Origin of the sequence: Streptomyces sp. NPDC057253 (genome assembly GCF_042669125.1) — a bacterium.
Lineage (GTDB): Bacteria > Actinomycetota > Actinomycetes > Streptomycetales > Streptomycetaceae > Streptomyces.
On the sequence record NZ_JBHUXV010000169.1, the window covers coordinates 1 to 16552 of the forward strand.

Genomic DNA, 16552 nt, shown 5'->3' on the forward strand with positions numbered 1-16552 from the left:
CTCACCCGCGAGAACACCATCTCCTGGCGCGACCCGACACCGCAGACCAAATAGAAGATTCCGGGATGAAACAACGGGAGAAAACGACCTCTTAGTAGGTGCTTTTGAAGCTGGGCAAAGGACTGAGGCTCCGCAAAAGGGATTCAGGCTTGAGTAGTGGCTCGCGTAGGGTTCCCCAGTTGCCGAGCTGAAAAGGTGGGTCGTGGACGTGGCACCTCGGGAAGTGATGCGGGACCAGCTGGCGGGGGCGGCCCGGGCCGCACTGGGGGGCGGTCGGCAGCTGGAGGCGGTCGAGCGGCTCATCGGCGGCACCACGAAGGGCGTGTACCGCCTCACTATGAACGACGCCACGACTGCAGTCGCCTATCTGTGGGAGAAGTCGGAGAACTACTGGCCAGCGGATGAGGGCGATGGCGACCTCACCGACCCATTCTCGCCCGGTGTCGGACTTGACCTGTTCGAGGCCAGCCACGCGCGCCTGGCCTCGCTCGGCCTGCGGGTCCCCGAGGTCCACTTGGTCGACCGGGACCGCACTCACTACCCGGCCGACCTGGCGATCGTGGAGGACTTCCCTGGCGAGGACCTGATGGACCTGTTCAACCGCGACCCGCGCGCCGCAGAGCCGACGATGGCCCGCCTCGCCGACGCCCTGGCGGCGATGCGACGCCATCGAGCGCCGTCGTTCGGCAAGGTGGCCCAGATCGACAAGGGAGGAAGGTCCAAGGCGACGTCGTGCGAGGAGGCAGCGCTTGGGTTCGCGCTGCGCTGCCTCGCTGAGGCGGCGTCCCGTGACCGGAGGATCGCGGACGTCCGCGGCAGGCTGGAGGAACGGCTGAGTGAACTCGCCGCGGAGGTGCGGCCGCGTGCCGAGTACTCGGTCGTCCATGGCGAGCTAGGGCTGGACCACGTGCTGGTGGACCGTGACGGTAACCCAGTCGTGATCGACTTCGAGGAGTTGCTGTACTTCGACGTCGAGTGGGAGCACGTGTTCCTGCGGCTCCGCCACTCCGAGGACCAATACCAGCGCTTGGCGGTGGAGGACCTCGACGAGGACCGACTCGCCCTCTACAAGCTCACCCAGCACCTGTCCCTGACGGCGGGGCCGCTCCGGTTGCTCGACGGAGACTTCCCCGACCGGGCGTTCATGCAGGGGATTGCCGAGCACCACTTGAACCAGGCGCTGGCGCTGGTCTGAGGGTGTTGGTCATCAGAGGGACATACTTGGCTTTTTCTCCCAGTCGGTGCGGGGGCTTTTGCGGGTGAGGCGTCGGGTCATCATGGTGATGAGCGCCCAGTTCAGGTGGGCTTCGGAGTGCTGGGGCAGGCGTTCGTAGTCGCGCGCGTTGCGACGCGCGTTCATGCACCAGCCGATCGTGCGCTCGACTTTCCAGCGACGGGGCAACACGACGAAGCCCTTGACCCCTTTGGGCCGGGAGACGATGCGCAGGGTGAGCCAGAGGCGGTCGCGGGCCCAGTCCACGAGTTCGCCGGCGTGGCCGCGGTCGGCCCAGACCTGGGTGATCTGCGGCTGGGTCAGGCGCAGACGCCAGAACACGTCGCGGGCGGCGTCGCGGTCCTGGATGTCGGCGGGCGTCACCGTGATCATCACGGGCAGGCCGAGCGTGTCCACGGTGATATGTCGCTTGCGGCCGTTGATTTTCTTCGCGGCATCGTAACCGCGGCTGTCCTTCCCAGCGGTGGAGGCTCCCTTGACCGACTGGGAGTCCACGATCAGCGTCACCGGGTGGGGACAGCGGCCCTTTCTAGTACGGATCCTCCGGCGGAGCTGGTCACGGATGTAAGTGACGACCCCGGCCCGGTTCCACCTCCAGAAAAACCGGGCGAGTACCCAAGTCGAACCTCCCGTTCGGCGACGAGAGCCTACAGAAGGCAAGCGTTGCCTGCCGCGGCACTAGCGCGTTGAAGCACGGATCCGTCCTGGAGGCCCTGGAGAGGAAAGGGTGGATGCCGAGCCGACTTGCCTGTTGGCAGTGGCGGTTCGGCCCGAAACACCATCCACCTGTGGCTATTTACGGTCAGGGTCGAGCTCAGCCCGGCACCGGATCTTCGGAGGCGGGCAGCGGTTCTGGGGTCCTCGGAGCCAGCAGTTCATGCACCACGCCGCGGCTGGGTGCGGGCGGCGCGACCTGGACGCGGACCAATGCGAAGGACGTGGCGGCGAGCGCGAAGCTGAACGCGTCGATCCCCGTCGGCCTGCTGTACGCGTACAAGAAGGGCCCGCACACGGCGTTCGGGCCTGACCCCGCCTCTACAAAGATCATCTCGTTTGGTGCGGCGTTCCGGTCCCCGGCGCGCATCACTGTGGCGCGCCACCGTCCAGTACTCGTGGGTGCCTCAAATAGGCAGCGCCTTCGAGGACCTTGAAGGTCTGGATCTCCCTGCGGTGCGCCATGCCGTCGACAGTGGGACGCCTTGCCAGTCCAGGAAACTCCGGAAGAGAGTGAGGGTTCGAGGTCAGCGCTCTTCGTCGGGTGGGTCGCAATAGACGGCGAGGCGGCGGGCCCAGACATGTCGACGGCTCCGCAGTCGTCCCACTTGGGCGATGAGTTCGCGGGCGGTACCGGAGTGATGTAGCAGTTCCTCCGCCCACTCGTAGAATTCTGCGCAGTCGGCGTGGGTCGCAAATCGGCTCCACAGGATGAGGGGGTAGCCGAGGGAGCGGACCAAGTCGATGTCCGTGGTTACCGCGGGCACGTCGAGGTGGCGGCACAGTAGCGGGACCGTGTTGAGCGGCATCTGCAACCAGTCTGGGCGCGGCTCGTCGGTCCTGCGGCGCGAGCTCATCCGCGCTCCCTGCAGGGGCCCCTTGGCCACCGCCTCCCAGCGTCGCCGTCTTTCCTGTGACGACCGCCCCAGGGGGTCCTGAGCACGGACGAAGACGGCTCGCTCCTCGCCGAGGACGTCTGACTGCCGCACGGGCCAGTCTTCGACCGAGAGGTCCCAGAGCAGTGCGCTCGGCAGACAGAACTGGACGGCTGCCCTGGCGGCGACGGTGTCGGCCCTGTCCAGGGCGTCCGAGATGTGGGGCGGCAGCCGGTCCTGCACTTCGAACTCCGACCTGCCGGACATGTCCTCGGCCTGGATCGCCTCCTCGCCGTCCTGCCTCAGGACAACGCGCCAGCCGTACGGGCGGTCGAGGCTCACTCGCTCGATCTCCACGCGTACGACGGGTCCGCTTGCCGTGAAGGTCACGTCCACCCGCTCGAAGACGTCGGCAATGTCCTGCAAGGCGTCGTCTGTGATGCTCGTCCGGGCTGACGCCTCGGTCCAGTCCCGCAGCGCGGTGAGGGCGGCGGCCTGATCGGGGCTGCTCCGAGGGGCTAGTTGGGCCCAGACGTGTGCGGCGTACAGGAACAGGCTGTTGTCGGCGATGCGGTGGCGCACGCAGCCAGCGCCGTCGCGCCAGTGGCGCGGGATATGGTCCGTCCGCAGCCGCGGGTCATCGAGCAAAGCCTGCACGGCCTCGGCGCCGGCGGGGGGCTCCAGTTCGGCGAGTAGTCCATAGAGCTCGGTTCGCATCTTCGGGCCTGAGCCGCCAGAGACCTGTGCCTGCACCCCGGTCCACGTCAGGCGGGAGCCGCGGTCCATGAACCGGTTGTAGTGGTGCCGGTCGTGGGCGCGGATGATGCCGTGCCAGAGCTCGGTGTTCGCGGTGCCCTGGTTGCAGAGTTCCCGCAACGCCTCGATACGGATCGCTTCGCCGGTTCCGTCTTCTCGCCGGGTTACGACGACACCGATGAGGGACCCGTCGCCGGCGTCGAGGACGGGTCCGCCCGCACTACCCGGCGGAAGGTGAACGCCGTCGAGGGTGAAGGTGTCGTTGCGGAGCGGCTCGAAGGCTCTTGCGGGCGTTCGGAACTCTCGCGGGGTGTTCCGGGATCCTGCGGCCCAGCACAGGAACACGGCTCCAGCCTGGGCCACCGGGCGGTCGGTGAGCCACAGGCAGTCCGCGTTGACCACAGCGGGCACATGAAGCAGGGCCAGGTCGCCCACGTCCAGGACCTTCTCGGCCTGGTGTCGGTTGCCGTCCATCATGGTGACCTCGACGAAGGAGCCTCGGTGGCGGGCCCGGACCACGGTCGACGCCGTGACTGCCCAGCCGGGTGCCAGGAAGAAGCCGCTGCCCGTTCCGCTCGAGGCGTCGACCCGGACCAGCGCGCGCCGAATGAGTTCGTCGCGCGCGGCCGCCGGTCCGGTAGGCCCTTCACCGGTGTCGGTCAGGCGCAGGACGTCGGCCGTATCTGCCCAGCCCGGGTCACGGGAGGTGATCAGTACGTGTCCGCCGCTGAGCGGGAACCTGTCTGCGTCCCGGGCGTCGTCCCAGCCGTCGTAGACGATCAGCCAGCGCAGGTTCTCCTCGGGCAGACGCTGCGTGAACATCTCTATGACCTGCGGCAGGCCGGGTTCGCGTTCGAGACAACCGTTGATCTTGATCGAGAGGTCTCCCACTGCCTCGAAGCGCGTGTCGGTGTCCCGGGCTTGGATCCATGCTACGAAGTCGTACTCGTCGGCGAACCGGTGCACGTACTCCGCCGCGAGCTGCGTCTTGCCCGTCCCGGGCTGCCCGACCAGAGCGCAGGGCCGCACTGCCCGCTGCTGGTCCCACATCCTCGCTCGCAGTTGGTGGAGCGCATCTGGCTGCAGGACGTGTCCCGGTGAACGCTCGGGGACCGGGCCCTCGACGAGCCGCGTGGGCCCGGGGTACTCCGCGTCTCGGTCGCTCAGCAGGGATGTGCCTGCATCGATGCCCAGTTGGTTGAACAGCCACCGCCTGGCCAGCCCCTCGGTCAGGCTCGATATGGGGGTGTGACGGATCCCGGGCGAAGGGCTGAGCCCGAGAAAATCTCCGTCAGTGCTGACATCGACGTCGAGATCGACGGGGATCACCTGCTGCAGGGCCGCGTTCAAGCGCATGGCGTCGGCATCGGTGCCGTCACCGAGAAGTCGCACCACCTGAAGCGGCCGGTCGGAAACCGCCTCGGGCGGGCGAGCCGGGGCGATCGTCAACTCGCTGTCGGTGTGCCGTGTCCGCAGCACCGCCTCGCAGCCCGCAGCCTCCAGCAGCCGGGCCATCCACCCTGCCCACGTCGCATCCTCCGGCCTGAAGACCAGGGATATCAACCGTAGCGGCGCCACGACAGGGGCCGGCACCACGGCTCCCGTGAACCGCCCCAGCACGGCCCTCGACACCTCGGCGAACGCCTGCGGAACCTGTTCCTCTGCGTCCGGCAGGACAGCCGTGTTCCCGGTCAGCCGGGCCAGCGCCAGCGCCGGGAAGTTGTGTGCCCGCCGCCCGAAGTGCCGCTCGACGTACTCCCCGCTGTGCCTGAGCACCAGCAGCGCCTCACCGCGCGGCAGCAGACGCAGCAGTTCCTCACGCACGCCGGGCAGGAACTCGTACCAGCCGGCCTGGTCCGTGTGCCGTATCAGACCACCGAGCAGCACTTCGGCGAGAACGAAGGGTCCGCTGCGGGGCTGCATGGCGCGCTGAACGAGCTGCATCACAGGCAGGGTGAGCGGTACGGCCGAGAAGGAGACGGCGAGAGAAACGGCTTGGCGGGAGGCGGAGCTGCGGAAGGCTGCGACGAGCGTCGCCGCGTCCGCGGGCTCGCGTTGCGGGCGGGGTGGGGCGGCGGAATGGTCCGCGTGGACCCAGGCGGCAGCAGCGGGCATGGAGAGGCCCGTGCCGCCGGACAGGAGCCGGGCCCAGGTGCCGAGGGCTGCGCGGGTGGGCCCGAGCACGGGGATGGGCAGCGCGCCTGGCGGCACCACGCCCTCGGCAGGGATGAACTCGAGACGGGCGCCCAGCCCTTCGCGGCGGCGCAAGGTGCCCGGGCGCGCCGGGAGGTGGGTGCGGCGCCACAAGCGCTGCGGCAGGGGCTGCACGACGGCGACGGGCGCGGCCTGCGTCCAGTCGTGCAGCAGCCGCTGCATCTGCCCCGAGCGCCACAGCGGCCCCGCGCAGTCGCTGAGGACGAGTGTCAGCTGCCGTCCGGTGGGATCGCGCAACTGTTCCGCAGCGCGTGGTGCGCGGGCCGGATCCCGGGAAGGGCCGAGAGTCAGCCTCCCATCGGCGCCCTCGTGGACGTAGTGCGCCTGCACCTCGCGGAAGGCGCCGAGACCGGCGCAGATCTGCCGCAGGTCCACAAGTGTGCTGTCCCATACGGAGGTCGAGCTGGATGCATCCATGAGCAGCCGCAGGCGGGCCTCGCCTCGTGCGTGGGCGCGCAGGACGGGGATCAGCAGGCCGGTCTCCGCAGCCCGCTCCGCTGTGGCCTGTTCGTCCAGGCGGTGAGCGGTGGTACGGACGGGCGGCTGGTAGCGCTGGAGCGGGCGCAGGGCCCGTTGAAGGCCAAGGGAGTGCGGCAGGGCAGTCGCCGCGGGGACGCGGACACGTACGAAGTCCCGGTTCACGGCACCTTGTGCGGTGCCGTCGCCGGGCGGGCGGTGCGGGTCCTCGGCGTACAGGTGGGTGCGCACGGAGGCTTCAGGGGCGGGGACTGTGGGCTCGGTCCCGGCCTCCGGCTGTTGCCGTGCGGGCGGATGCGGAGGGTCGTACGGCTGATCTGCCGGCGGCTCCGGGGCCCTCGAGCGCACTTCGGCGGCTTCCACGTACTCGGCCAGCCACAGCGCCTCCGCGAGCTCCCGTGCACCTGGCTCCACACTCAGGCGGGTGCGCAGCCGCTCGGCGAGCGCGGCGAGCGGTCCGTCGGCGGCAGGAGGGGGCGTGGGCCAGGTCATCAGCGTGTCCCGCGGTCGCCCTGGCCGAGGGGCCTCATCAGCAGCTCGGCGAGCCGCTGTCGGTCGGACTCGCTGTCGCGCACGGCCTCCTGGGTGAAGTAGATAGCGTTGAGCAGTTGGTCGGCGGCGCGCAGGGAACCGGGGTGGGCCTGGAGGAAGTCACTGATCAGCTGGTCCCTGCCGGACTGGTCGGCGTCCGGGAAGTGGGCGCGGACCATGGAGTCCAGCCGCGCGGCGCCCCAGTCATCGTTTTGGGGCGTCGGCAGTTCGAGGTGGAGGCAGCGGCGCAGCAGAGGTGCGGGGAAGTCGCGTTCGCCATTGCTCGTCATCACCACCACGGGAAAGGCCCGGCAGCGGACCCGGCCCCCCTGGACGAGAGCACGGTCGTCGTCGTCGGTGAGTACCCGGACCTCGGGCTGTCGGCGGGCGATGCGCTGGAGCTCGGCGATGCGGAACTCCCCCTCCTCCAGGGCGTTGAGGAGGTCGTTGGGCAGGTCGATGTCGCTCTTGTCCAGCTCGTCGACGAGGAGAACCCGCGGCCTGGCATGGGGCAGCAGTGCGGTGCCGAGCGGGCCGAGACGGATGTACTCGCCGATGTCCTCCGTGTAGGCCTCTCCCGTTTCCTTGGCCATCTGCAGGTCGTGCAGGCGGGCTATTGCGTCATAGCCGTAGAGGCCGTCTCGCAGGGTGGTGCGGCTGACGATGGGCCAGTGCAGCACCCGGCCGAGGCCGAGTTCGTGCGCGAGGGCGTGGGCCAGCGTCGACTTGCCGGAGCCGGGGTCGCCGGTGACCAGCAAGGGCCGGCGCAGGTAGAGCGCGGCATTGATCAGCTCCAGATCCTCTGGGCGCCAGAGGGTGCCGTTTGCGCCATGGGCGCCCAGGCGGCGCGTCGACTCGCTGCCCAGTGGCGGAACCGTCTCGATGAGCGGTCCACCGTCGAAGGCGCGCCACGGCGGCGGTGCGGGCAGCCGATCGACGCCGTCGTGCGGCTGCCCGGTACCCCGGAAGACGAACCAGTCGGGGGTGGTCACGGAAGTCTCCTTCTGCGAGAGGCGGGTGCTGTCCGGGCCGTGTCAAAGAGGCTGGGTGTGGCGGACGGGAAGGCTCGTGGGCTGCCGGAACTGTCACGGGACGTAGACGCGTCATGGGTGGACGTGTCACGGGGAGTCCAGCGGGTCGATGTGAACCGGAAGGGGGCGCCGCGGGTCGTCGTACAGGAGCGCAACGTGGGACGCCCAGGCCGTGTCCTCGCCGTCGCCGTCCTCGGCATTGGCCCGCTCCCTGAGGGACCGCAGCAGTTCGGGCAGAGCCATGGCCGAGCCGGCCGTGCCGAGGAGTTGCACGGCCCGGCCGTAGAGCTCGCCGCAGTCGGTGCCACATGCGCGCGCGTGCTCGCCCCGCAGGCTGCACAGAGCGATGCTGTATCCGGCGCCGATCGCCTCCGTCAGCGAGTCGGCACTCTGCCGCGGTGGGCGACACAGCACTGGCACCGCGCCGGGCTCAGCCTCCTCCAGCGCCTCCTTCGCGTATTCAGACGAGTGCATGGGGAGAGCCTTGAGCGCGTTCGCGGTGACTCCGGCCCAGCGCTGCTGCCACGCATCGGCCGGCTCGCCGCGGCGTTCTTGGCTGCGCAGCACGACCTGCCGCTGGGCACCGAAGGGCGTCCGTGCGGACCACGGCCACATGTGCGCGTCCAGCCCGAAATACTCGACCGGCAGGGCGAACTCGAGTCGGGCGCGGCGCTGCTCGGCGTCGAGTTGCAGAAAGGCGTTGCACAGCGGCTGGTCCAGGGCCTGCGGCAGCTCGGAGAGCAGCGAGCCCTCACCCCCGGCGTCATCAGCCAGCACTCGCGGCGGGCCGCCCTCGTCCGGCCAGGCCCAGACCCGCCAGTGGAAACGGTCACCGGGACCATAGGCGTCCGGCTTCAACTCGACTGCCACCGCGCGCGCTTCATCGTCAGGGGGCGCCCCGCAACGGCCGTCCGCGATGAAGGTGTGGTCGGGTGTCCTCCGCGCGTCATCCGGCGCGCGCTCGCGCAACAGCGCCGCCATGAAGTCCGGCAGCTCCTCGATCCGCGACTTCACCCACCGTTTCAGTTCGACGACGGCCTCTGAGGACCGGCGCCGGCACGCCTGCACGACGGCGAGCAGATAGTGCAGCGCGACGACCTCGGCACCGTCCGGCTGGTCGTACACCCAGCCCAACCCGTCGCGCCAGTCGACCGGTGAGAGAGCGTCCTCCCACAACGGCTCGTAACCGAGCACTCTGCTGATCATCTGCTGCAGATCGGCCGAGGAGACGGGCAGCGGCAGGTCAGCCAGCAGCGCAGACGCCTCAGCGCCGTCCCGCGCCACCCACCTGCTGCCGCCCGCACCAGTGCCGCCCTGCAACCGCACCCAGGACAAGCTGCCCGACACACGGTGGTGCCACCGGTCGTGCTCCCTGATCAGCGCCGTGTAGGGGTCGGGGCCCAGACGGTCCTCGCCATCCACGGCACGAGCGTTACGGAAGCCGCGCAGCCCGGTCGAGGCCACGGCCAGACCGCCGTCCTGCCCCTTGCGGCGGGCCTTGACGACGCCCACGACGACCCCGTGCTCACGGTCCAGCAGCGGTCCGCCGGACGCGCCGTGCGGTATCTCCATGTGCGGCGCGAGGGTGAAACCGTAGGAGCCGTCCCGGCCATTGCACTCGCTGTGTCCGCTCCAGCGCTGGGGCACACCACCCGACGACATGCGCCAGCCGAATGCCGTGACCTGGTGCGGCGGGTCGTAGCGGTCCGTCAGTCGCACGCACGCAACAGGGCCGTGGGCCGCAGCGCCGTCGGCCAGCCTGACGAGCGCGAGGTCCTGCTCGGGATCGGTGCCGCCACCGAGCCAGTACGCGAGCCGGGCTACAGCCTCGAAGCCGTACCCCCGCACGCGCAGAACGCCCACGTGCTCGGCCCCCCGCGCGAGCGGCAGAATGTGCGCACAAGTGAGCACCCAGCCAGGCGCAACGACAAAACCGCTGCCCCAGAACACGTCGGGCTGGGCGTCCGGACCAATCCACACCGTCGCCCGCCTCACCAACTGCTCCAGCTGGCCGGTCATACGGCGGTAGCGTCCCGATCATCGGGCAGGGCAACAACCGTGTCGGCACCGCCAGCCGGTGCGATGTCCTCGGCCTTGTGCCAGGTCAACGTGATCGACAGGGCCGCCTTGGCCTCCCCATCGGCGAGCAGAGCAACCGCCTTGCCCGGCTTCAGCGCGAGCTCCACCCCGAACGTGGCGCTCACCTCGTCAGGACGCACAGCGCGCGCCGCCGCCAGCACGGCCCCGCCGACCCCACTGACCAGTTCGTTCAGCTGATCCACCCGCGCAACCATCCAGTCGACGGCACCGACATCGTCGTAGGCGAACTCATCGGTCACGGCAGGCACTTCCTCGGGAGCGAGCACACTGACCCAGGCGAGCACCTTCTCTCCGCCGGGCAGTTCGATCTCCTGCACTCTGCGCTCCATGGCTCCCCCTCCGCGCACGCGCCAACTCTCCATGGACCGGCATCTGTTGCAGCGCCGCAGATCGTCGTACCTCATTGTGCCGCCTCACGCGCGCCGGGAAGACAATTCCGGCAAGTACGCAGGAGGAATGGCATGCACAACAACGGGACTATGGCAGCACTGTCGTCGTCGCCAGGCCGCCGGGCACCTCCCCATCTGGCGCAGCAGTCCACCCAACGGTGGGGTTGAAGCCGCGCGGATGTCGACTTGCCAGGCGAGAGCGCCGCCGGGACTGGAACCGGCGGAGGACTTCCAACGGCGGTTGCCCGTGGACTGGCACCACACGTGCAGCCCGCCCGTACAGGGCACTAGGGTGCGCACGAGGCGGCCAGGTGTCGGCGGATCCGGGAGGCTGTGTCATGGGACGGCTGAGGGCCCACGAGGAACTGATCTTGGTCGAGCGGCGGGTGTTCGGGCTGATGGACGAGGACGCGGCTGCCTGCCCCCATCCGTGGCCGGCGGGACCGCGCCCTGCTGACGTTTCCGTCCACGCCCAGTACGGCCGGATCGACTTCACCACCGGCGCCCCCGACCACCGGGCCGCCGTACGCCTGGAGGCATGGGACGGCGTCCCCGGCGTGCCGGAGGGCTCCTGGGAGGACGACGAACGAGTGGCCCTGGTCCTGCCGTCGGGGCGGGTGCAACTCTGGACGCTGACGATGGGGCCGGGCCGGGCTGTCTTCGAGGTCGGCGGCCCGGGAGCGTATGAGGTGCAGACCTGGGCCCGCGGACGCGACACCGCCCTGGAACTGAACTGGCGGGCGCAGCCCGTCCCGGACGGCACGGAGCGGTACGTGGTGCAGTTCTGGCCGTCGTCCGACGAAGGGGCAGCTGCTGGCGTGTGACCGCCGAAGCCGTGGGAGCCCAGCGGGCTTCCACGGCTTCGGACCGGTACTTGCAGTTTGCCGACCGGCTCAGTCGACGATCTTCACGTAGAACGCGTCGCCGTCGAGGATGCGGTCACGTCCGTACCAGGTTCCCAGGCGGTTGCCCGCCTCCTGGTTGTCGCTGAACAAGACGGGTCGTACGGAGAACTGACCGTAGGGCACATCCTGGTACAGATGGCGTGCCGCTCCTTCGTACGTCGCGGAGAAGGGGTACTCGTCGCAGTCCTGGCTCAGTTCCGGATAGCCGGGCCACTGTGCTTGGCACACAGGCACGGCGAACCGCTCGCGGTTCCAGGTGCGCCTCTGGGTGTCGTGGTAAAGCCGCCTGAGCGGATCCGACGCCGAAGCTCCTGGGATGTGCTTGCCGTCGATGCGGGGATACGTGGACTCCGGGTGGTCCTGCGCGTCGCGGATGTGCCAGGCGCTCTCGTTCACCTCGGAGTCCTTGGTGCTGTAGCTCAGCCAGGGCGTGACGCGGTCGAAGATCGAGCCCTGCTTCTGCGGCAGGTACCAGGCGGAGTCGAAACGGACGCTGGTCGACGGGCCGTCCGCCTCCTTGTTGCCTGCGGTGGTCCGGAAGTCGTACTCGAACTGGAACGTGCCCGTCTTGACCTGCTCGCCCCGGGAGGCGTCCGGTGGGTCGGCGTGTGAGGTGAAGAGCAGGGTTGCCTCCCCGTTCGCCTGCCACTGCGGAACCGTCTTGACGACCCGGTCGAAGCCTCCGGACACACAGGCGTCTGACGTCGATCCGGCACATTCCGCCTCGACCGTCAGCAGGCCGGCCTCACTGACGCCCCAGGCGTCGATCTCGTCGAAGTAGACCTTCCAGTCCACGTCCCTCAGGCCCTGGTAGGCGTAGCCCATGTGTGTCACCCGGGCGCTGAAGGCACCCACGGGGACGCAGAAAATACTCCAGCAGCGGAACTGCTCCGCCACAAGGACACCGATCTGGCAGTAGGAGAAGTGGTTCTTGATCCAGCCCTCGGCCCGGCCGGACTTGTCCGTGTTGGACCGGCACTCCTCCAGCGTGATGTCGTCCTCTTGGAGGGTGGACACCTTGCCGGTGGCGACTTGCTCGCTGGGCGTGCCGTATTCGGCGCCCGCGTCCAGGGCGAGGAACCGGGCCTGCGCCTCGCTCGTGACAACCGGTTCACGATCAGGGGCGGCGCTCCTGATCGATTCCGCGGGCACCTTCTTGTTCTTGTCCGCCGCGTCCGCACGGACGGCCGCCTTCGGCTTCCCGTCGGCGTCGAGGTATTGACTGCCGGTCAGCGTGCGTACCACGCTGACCAGTTTTCCCTGATCAGCGAAGGGTTCGGCGGCATGTGCCGGGGCCCCGTAACCGATCACTAACGTGGCCAGCGCGGCGAGCAACGCCGCATGGCGCCTTGGTCTCATCTGTCCCCCATTGTTGGCATGCTCCTGACATCACTGAGCAGCGAAAGATCCGCGGCTCTTTTCGGTGACTGCGACCCAACTTGTCCGCACCCCAAGAACTGGTCAAGGGACGGCAGTATGCAGCGTGCGATCCCGGCCACCCATCCCGTGCCACTGGCCGCACCGCGCACCCTTAGGCGCATCCGTCCCGACCGGGCCCTTTCCCACCGAAGCCCTTCAGGCCCCTTCCCCCACGCCGCCAAGGCCCGTCTCCCGGCATCCGCGGCGAAGTGGCATTCTGCGCACACGGCGATCGTCGCGAACACTAAGTCGGGGACGGAAGCGAGTATGGCCAGAAGCCGCCGCAGCGTGTCGGCCGCTTCGCTGCGCACTGACGTCACCCACATCGGAGGGCCTTGGACCCGATGGGGACTCCGTAAGTTGTTGGGCGGCCTGGGAGGGCCGGGTGTGGCTTGGGGGGACTTGTCTTCAGTGGCTTCGAAGGAGCGGCCGCCCGGTTCTCCGGGGCGCCCTGGTCGCTGATTGAGGTGTGCGTCTCGGTCGCTGTTTAACGGAGTCGACGACGGGGTGTTCCTCGGGCCGGCATGCTGAGCAGAACGAGGAGGGGCAAGTGAGCAAGAGACAGGCCCAGTTCTGGGCCGGCATCGACGCCGGCAAGGGCCACCACAGGGCGGCGGTGGCCGACGAGAGCGGTGCGACACTGTGGTCGCAGAAGATCGACAACGACGAGTCGGCGATCCTGACCGCGCTCGGTGAGATCCTGGACCTGGCCGAGGAGGTCCACTGGGCGGTGGACATCTCCGGGACGTCCTCGGCCATGCCGTTGCTGACGATCCCCAGCCAGGCTGTCCTCCGGGGCCAACGAAGATCGTCGAAGCCGCGAGCCGGGATCTCAAACACTCAGGGCGACGCGGACCAGGTCGCCGTAGGGCTCGGCCAGCGGCCGGGCCTCCCGGCGTCGCGGCACAGCTACTCCTCGCCTTTGAGCAGCTGGACCAGCTGCTCGTCCAGGGTGAACTCGCCGTTATCGAGGGCCCCTTCAAGCCAGTCCGCCGCCGCGCACACCCGGCCGATCTGCCGACGCACGGTCTCGCGCTCACTGGCATGCCACCTTGACGGCATGCCATCGTTGCCGAAGCCACGAAATGCCAAGGGCAGGCGGCGAATCCGACGTTGGTGACGTACTCGTCATGGCCCCATTGAGAGCCGAGGACGACGACCTGGTCGACCCAGGCGTCGTCGAGCCCCTGGTCGTCGCCGGCCGCCCAGGCGGCGACGATGCGGTCCCAGCGGCGCACGTTCATCGAGCGGAACTCCACCGGGCGTTGGCGCGGCCGGGAGACCTGGGACTGGTTGAGGGGATGGATCTCGACGCGGGTGCCGCGGCCGTCGCGGTTGAGCCGGGCGGCCAGGTAGCGGGCGACGTTCTCCCGCCGCACGGTGCGGTAGGCCCGCACTCCTCCAGGTTCTTCCTCGAAGGCGTGCAGGTGCCGGCCGTCCAGGCGCGCAGGGTCCGGTCGGTGACGGTCAGCCCGGCGGCCCGGGCCGCCGCCCGGGCGTGACCGGTGCGGGTGAGGCAATGCAGGCGGGCCAGCAAGCCGCGCCGGGCGGTGACGGAGGTGGCGATGAAGCCGGCCAGCGCGTCCAGCTGGCGGGCGACGGCCTCGTGGCCCTTGATGCCGTGGGCACCGTACTTGCCGAACTCGATGTTCCGCTCAGGCACTTGCTGTTTCTCCGTTCCGTCCGGTGACACGGCAACCTACTGGCATGTTGAGCGTTTGGGGCGTGCTGGCGGCCGGCAACGTCCCGGGTCGGGAGAGGGGAACGCCATGACCACGAACGTGGCAGGCACGGACGTCTGGCTGAAGGAGATCGGTGCGCAGGCGCGTACGTCGACGGCCCGGGTGTTCTCCGTGAGCGTGCCGCTGAACCACCCCTACAGCCCGGATCAGGCACCCGAGCATCTGGTGGCCGCGACGATCGAGGGCGTCGAGGTGCACGGATGGCGGCTGGACAGCATGAGTACCTACGGGGCCGGATTTTCCATGCCCCCGTGGGACCCCGATCCCCGCTTCTCGGCTCTGCTGGTCTTCCGAACCAGCCCGCCGCCCGGGCTGCGACCTTTCTGCACACCGCGCTGCTGCTGCGGCCCTTCACCGACTACAACCTGGTCATTGGCTGGGCCTGCACCAGCCAGTGCATGCACGTCTCCAGCCAGCCGCTGCAGGCCAAGGACGACGAGTTGTACGAGCTCGCCCAGGCGGTCTGCAATCAGGAATCCGACCTGCGTACGATCGCGCAGCGGCTGGAGTCCTGGCGCAGCGAGTGATGCCGGCTGGCTTTCCCGTCATCCCTCGGGGCGGTGAGCGGTTCGGATCGCCGTGCCACCCACGATGGTCTCCACCCCGAGTACGGGGTTGAAGGGCTCCACGAGTTCCTTGGTGGCAATAGCCACGAGGCGGGCGGGTGCATCACCCTTCAGCAACGCGCTCACATACTCGATGGCTTCCGCAGGCGAGAACATGGGCAGCCTCTGGCGCAGTGTCCGCACGGCATGCATCCGTCCGCGCGCAGCGGCGATTGTGCGGAGTGCGTCGTGCAGGTCATCTGTCTCGGTGCGTACCGGCAGCCCGCGTATCCGGGCCCGGTAGTCGGTCTCCCACTCCCCTGTGTGCGCGGAGACGACCCCGATCCGGTGCAGTCCTCCGTCGACGCGGTCGACCAGGTACGGTCCATTGCCGACCAGCATGTCCTCGGTCTTCCGTGTCCGTAGGAAGGTCTCGGACTGCCAGTAGACGATCCACACCAGCTCGTGCTCTTCGACGCTGACCACGGCCATCTGCACTGCTTCCGCACTGGCGGCCCGCCACTGCTGATAGTCGAGCTCCAGTTGCTCTTCGACAGCCTGTACGGCGGCGTCTCTCTCGATCACGCGTGCAGCATCCCGTGCCGGCGCAATTTCGGCCACCGAATTCCCACTGCTCGAGGCCATGCAGAGGGGGGTGATTCACCTGTGTCTCTCGCCCGTTCCCTGTGGTCGGTCGGGGTACCAGGGGGCGAGGCGCAGCAAGAGGTGGAGGGTGTGGCGAGCGGCGGCGCGCGGCGGTGCGCTTGGCCGGGGCCGCCGGGATGGGGGCCGGTGAGGTCGGCGGCGAGATGCTTGTCGAGGCGCTCGCTGCGCTGATGCCCGGTGTGGACTGGGCTCCGGTCGCCCAGTCCGCGCGCAGGGCCGAGAGCGAGGGCACCCTGGACAGCTGGATCGAGGCGGGAGCGCTCGTCAACCCGCTCGCCCGCCTCCAGGCCGCCGGTGAGGAGGAGATGGCCGCAGCGCGGGGCGTGGTGCGGATTCTCACCCTGGTCGGCTTCTTCTACGTGATGCATGGGTTCCTGATGCCCGACAGCCCTTTCCTCGCCCGGCTGAGGGCGAGGGTCGACGCGTCGGGGTTCGCCTTGCTCATCGCCCTGCTCGTCCCTCAGATGGCCAAGCCGTCCGGTGTCCCCCACGCGCTGGTGATGTGCCTGTCGCCCGAGATGGCCGCGCTCGCCGCCTGGCTGGAGGAGCTGATCGACGAACAGATCGGTGCCGGGCAGGGGCTGTTGTCGCTGCCCGGTACCGCGGAGGGCGGAGCCGAGACGTTCATGCAGACCTGGATCGAGCGGCTGCACGATCTCGCTGAGCGTGCGCGGGCGCGGCGGGCCGGCGCTGTGGAGGCATCTGGTTCGTGACGGTGGCGCAGTGGACGGGCGGACCGTGGCTGTTCATGCAGGGAGATCGTGTCGTTGATGCCGCGGCGCGCCGTGGCGCGGGTATGCGCGAGGGCCGACCCTCGGGTCGGGGGGCCGGCCCTCGCGTCCGCGGGCACGTGTCACCGTGGCCTGCGGCAGTTTTCCCTGGGGGCGCGTTGGTTTGCGGCCAGTAGCGGTCAGAAAGCCGGAGGTCGGTGCTGCGGCGGGGCCGGACCGGATG

General features: G+C 69.2%; 11 protein-coding genes and 3 pseudogenes. 5 read left to right on the plus strand and 9 right to left on the minus strand.

Annotated elements, in window-relative coordinates; all coding sequences use genetic code 11:
* The first annotated feature begins 226 nt into the window (after positions 1-226).
* The gene (locus ACFULQ_RS44570; protein ID WP_383556245.1) at positions 227-1195 is read left to right on the plus strand and encodes a phosphotransferase family protein; all 969 of its coding nucleotides are present in this window, start codon (positions 227-229) and stop codon (positions 1193-1195) included.
* Positions 1196-1222: 27 nt separating this feature from the next.
* Here the strand turns inward: ACFULQ_RS44570 and ACFULQ_RS44575 are convergent.
* From ACFULQ_RS44575 to ACFULQ_RS44595, 5 genes and pseudogenes are all read right to left on the minus strand, one after another.
* Positions 1223-1894: pseudogene (locus tag ACFULQ_RS44575) on the minus strand (IS5 family transposase); the annotation flags it as partial.
* 581 nt (positions 1895-2475) lie between these two features.
* Positions 2476-6762, minus strand: coding sequence for an SAV_2336 N-terminal domain-related protein (locus tag ACFULQ_RS44580; RefSeq protein WP_383556223.1), 4287 nt, complete (start codon positions 6760-6762; stop codon positions 2476-2478).
* Entirely contained in the window at positions 6762-7793 is a 1032-nt protein-coding gene (locus ACFULQ_RS44585; protein ID WP_383556226.1) for an AAA family ATPase, read from the minus strand. The genes ACFULQ_RS44580 and ACFULQ_RS44585 overlap by 1 nt, the downstream gene beginning before the upstream one ends.
* Positions 7794-7919: 126 nt before the next feature.
* Positions 7920-9851, minus strand: coding sequence for a trypsin-like peptidase domain-containing protein (locus ACFULQ_RS44590; protein ID WP_383556228.1), 1932 nt, complete (start codon positions 9849-9851; stop codon positions 7920-7922).
* Positions 9848-10249 (minus strand): CU044_2847 family protein, encoded by a 402-nt coding sequence (locus tag ACFULQ_RS44595; RefSeq protein WP_383556230.1) that lies wholly within the window; start codon positions 10247-10249, stop codon positions 9848-9850. Before ACFULQ_RS44595 ends, ACFULQ_RS44590 begins: the two co-directional genes overlap by 4 nt.
* 410 nt (positions 10250-10659) lie before the next feature.
* On the opposite strand from ACFULQ_RS44595, the gene ACFULQ_RS44600 reads away from it, so the two are divergent.
* A complete protein-coding gene (locus ACFULQ_RS44600; protein ID WP_383556233.1) occupies positions 10660-11145 on the plus strand; it encodes a hypothetical protein in 486 nt (161 codons plus the stop codon).
* 69 nt (positions 11146-11214) lie between these two features.
* Here ACFULQ_RS44600 and ACFULQ_RS44605 read toward each other — a convergent pair whose 3' ends face one another.
* Positions 11215-12471, minus strand: coding sequence for a NucA/NucB deoxyribonuclease domain-containing protein (locus tag ACFULQ_RS44605; protein WP_383556235.1), 1257 nt, complete (start codon positions 12469-12471; stop codon positions 11215-11217).
* Between the two features lie 724 nt (positions 12472-13195).
* On the opposite strand from ACFULQ_RS44605, the pseudogene ACFULQ_RS44610 reads away from it, so the two are divergent.
* Positions 13196-13411 (plus strand): annotated as a pseudogene (locus ACFULQ_RS44610) (transposase); the annotation flags it as partial.
* A 143-nt stretch (positions 13412-13554) separates the two neighbouring features.
* Here ACFULQ_RS44610 and ACFULQ_RS44615 read toward each other — a convergent pair.
* Positions 13555-13707: a DUF6192 family protein gene (locus tag ACFULQ_RS44615; protein WP_383556247.1), complete on the minus strand. Its 153-nt coding sequence runs from the start codon at positions 13705-13707 to the stop codon at positions 13555-13557.
* A gap of 35 nt (positions 13708-13742) precedes the next feature.
* Positions 13743-14308: pseudogene (locus ACFULQ_RS44620) on the minus strand (transcriptional regulator); the annotation flags it as partial.
* A 330-nt stretch (positions 14309-14638) separates the two neighbouring features.
* On the opposite strand from ACFULQ_RS44620, the gene ACFULQ_RS44625 reads away from it, so the two are divergent.
* Positions 14639-14914 (plus strand): hypothetical protein, encoded by a 276-nt coding sequence (locus tag ACFULQ_RS44625; RefSeq protein ID WP_383556238.1) that lies wholly within the window; start codon positions 14639-14641, stop codon positions 14912-14914.
* A gap of 18 nt (positions 14915-14932) precedes the next feature.
* Here ACFULQ_RS44625 and ACFULQ_RS44630 read toward each other — a convergent pair whose 3' ends face one another.
* Positions 14933-15517, minus strand: coding sequence for a YrhB domain-containing protein (locus tag ACFULQ_RS44630; protein ID WP_383556240.1), 585 nt, complete (start codon positions 15515-15517; stop codon positions 14933-14935).
* A gap of 173 nt (positions 15518-15690) precedes the next feature.
* Here ACFULQ_RS44630 and ACFULQ_RS44635 point away from each other — a divergent pair, with 173 nt between their 5' ends.
* Entirely contained in the window at positions 15691-16311 is a 621-nt protein-coding gene (locus ACFULQ_RS44635; protein ID WP_383556243.1) for a hypothetical protein, read from the plus strand.
* The last annotated feature ends 241 nt before the right edge of the window (positions 16312-16552 follow it).

What these genes read in the sequence shown, in the direction of transcription:
- ACFULQ_RS44590 (WP_383556228.1), bottom strand. Translation starts at nt 9,851, where the DNA reads ATGACCGGCCAGCTGGAGCAGTTGGTGAGGCGGGCGACGGTGTGGATT.
- ACFULQ_RS44580 (WP_383556223.1), bottom strand. Translation starts at nt 6,762, where the DNA reads ATGACCTGGCCCACGCCCCCTCCTGCCGCCGACGGACCGCTCGCCGCG.
- ACFULQ_RS44615 (WP_383556247.1), bottom strand. Translation starts at nt 13,707, where the DNA reads ATGCCGTCAAGGTGGCATGCCAGTGAGCGCGAGACCGTGCGTCGGCAG.
- ACFULQ_RS44600 (WP_383556233.1), top strand. Translation starts at nt 10,660, where the DNA reads ATGGGACGGCTGAGGGCCCACGAGGAACTGATCTTGGTCGAGCGGCGG.
- ACFULQ_RS44570 (WP_383556245.1), top strand. Translation starts at nt 227, where the DNA reads ATGCGGGACCAGCTGGCGGGGGCGGCCCGGGCCGCACTGGGGGGCGGT.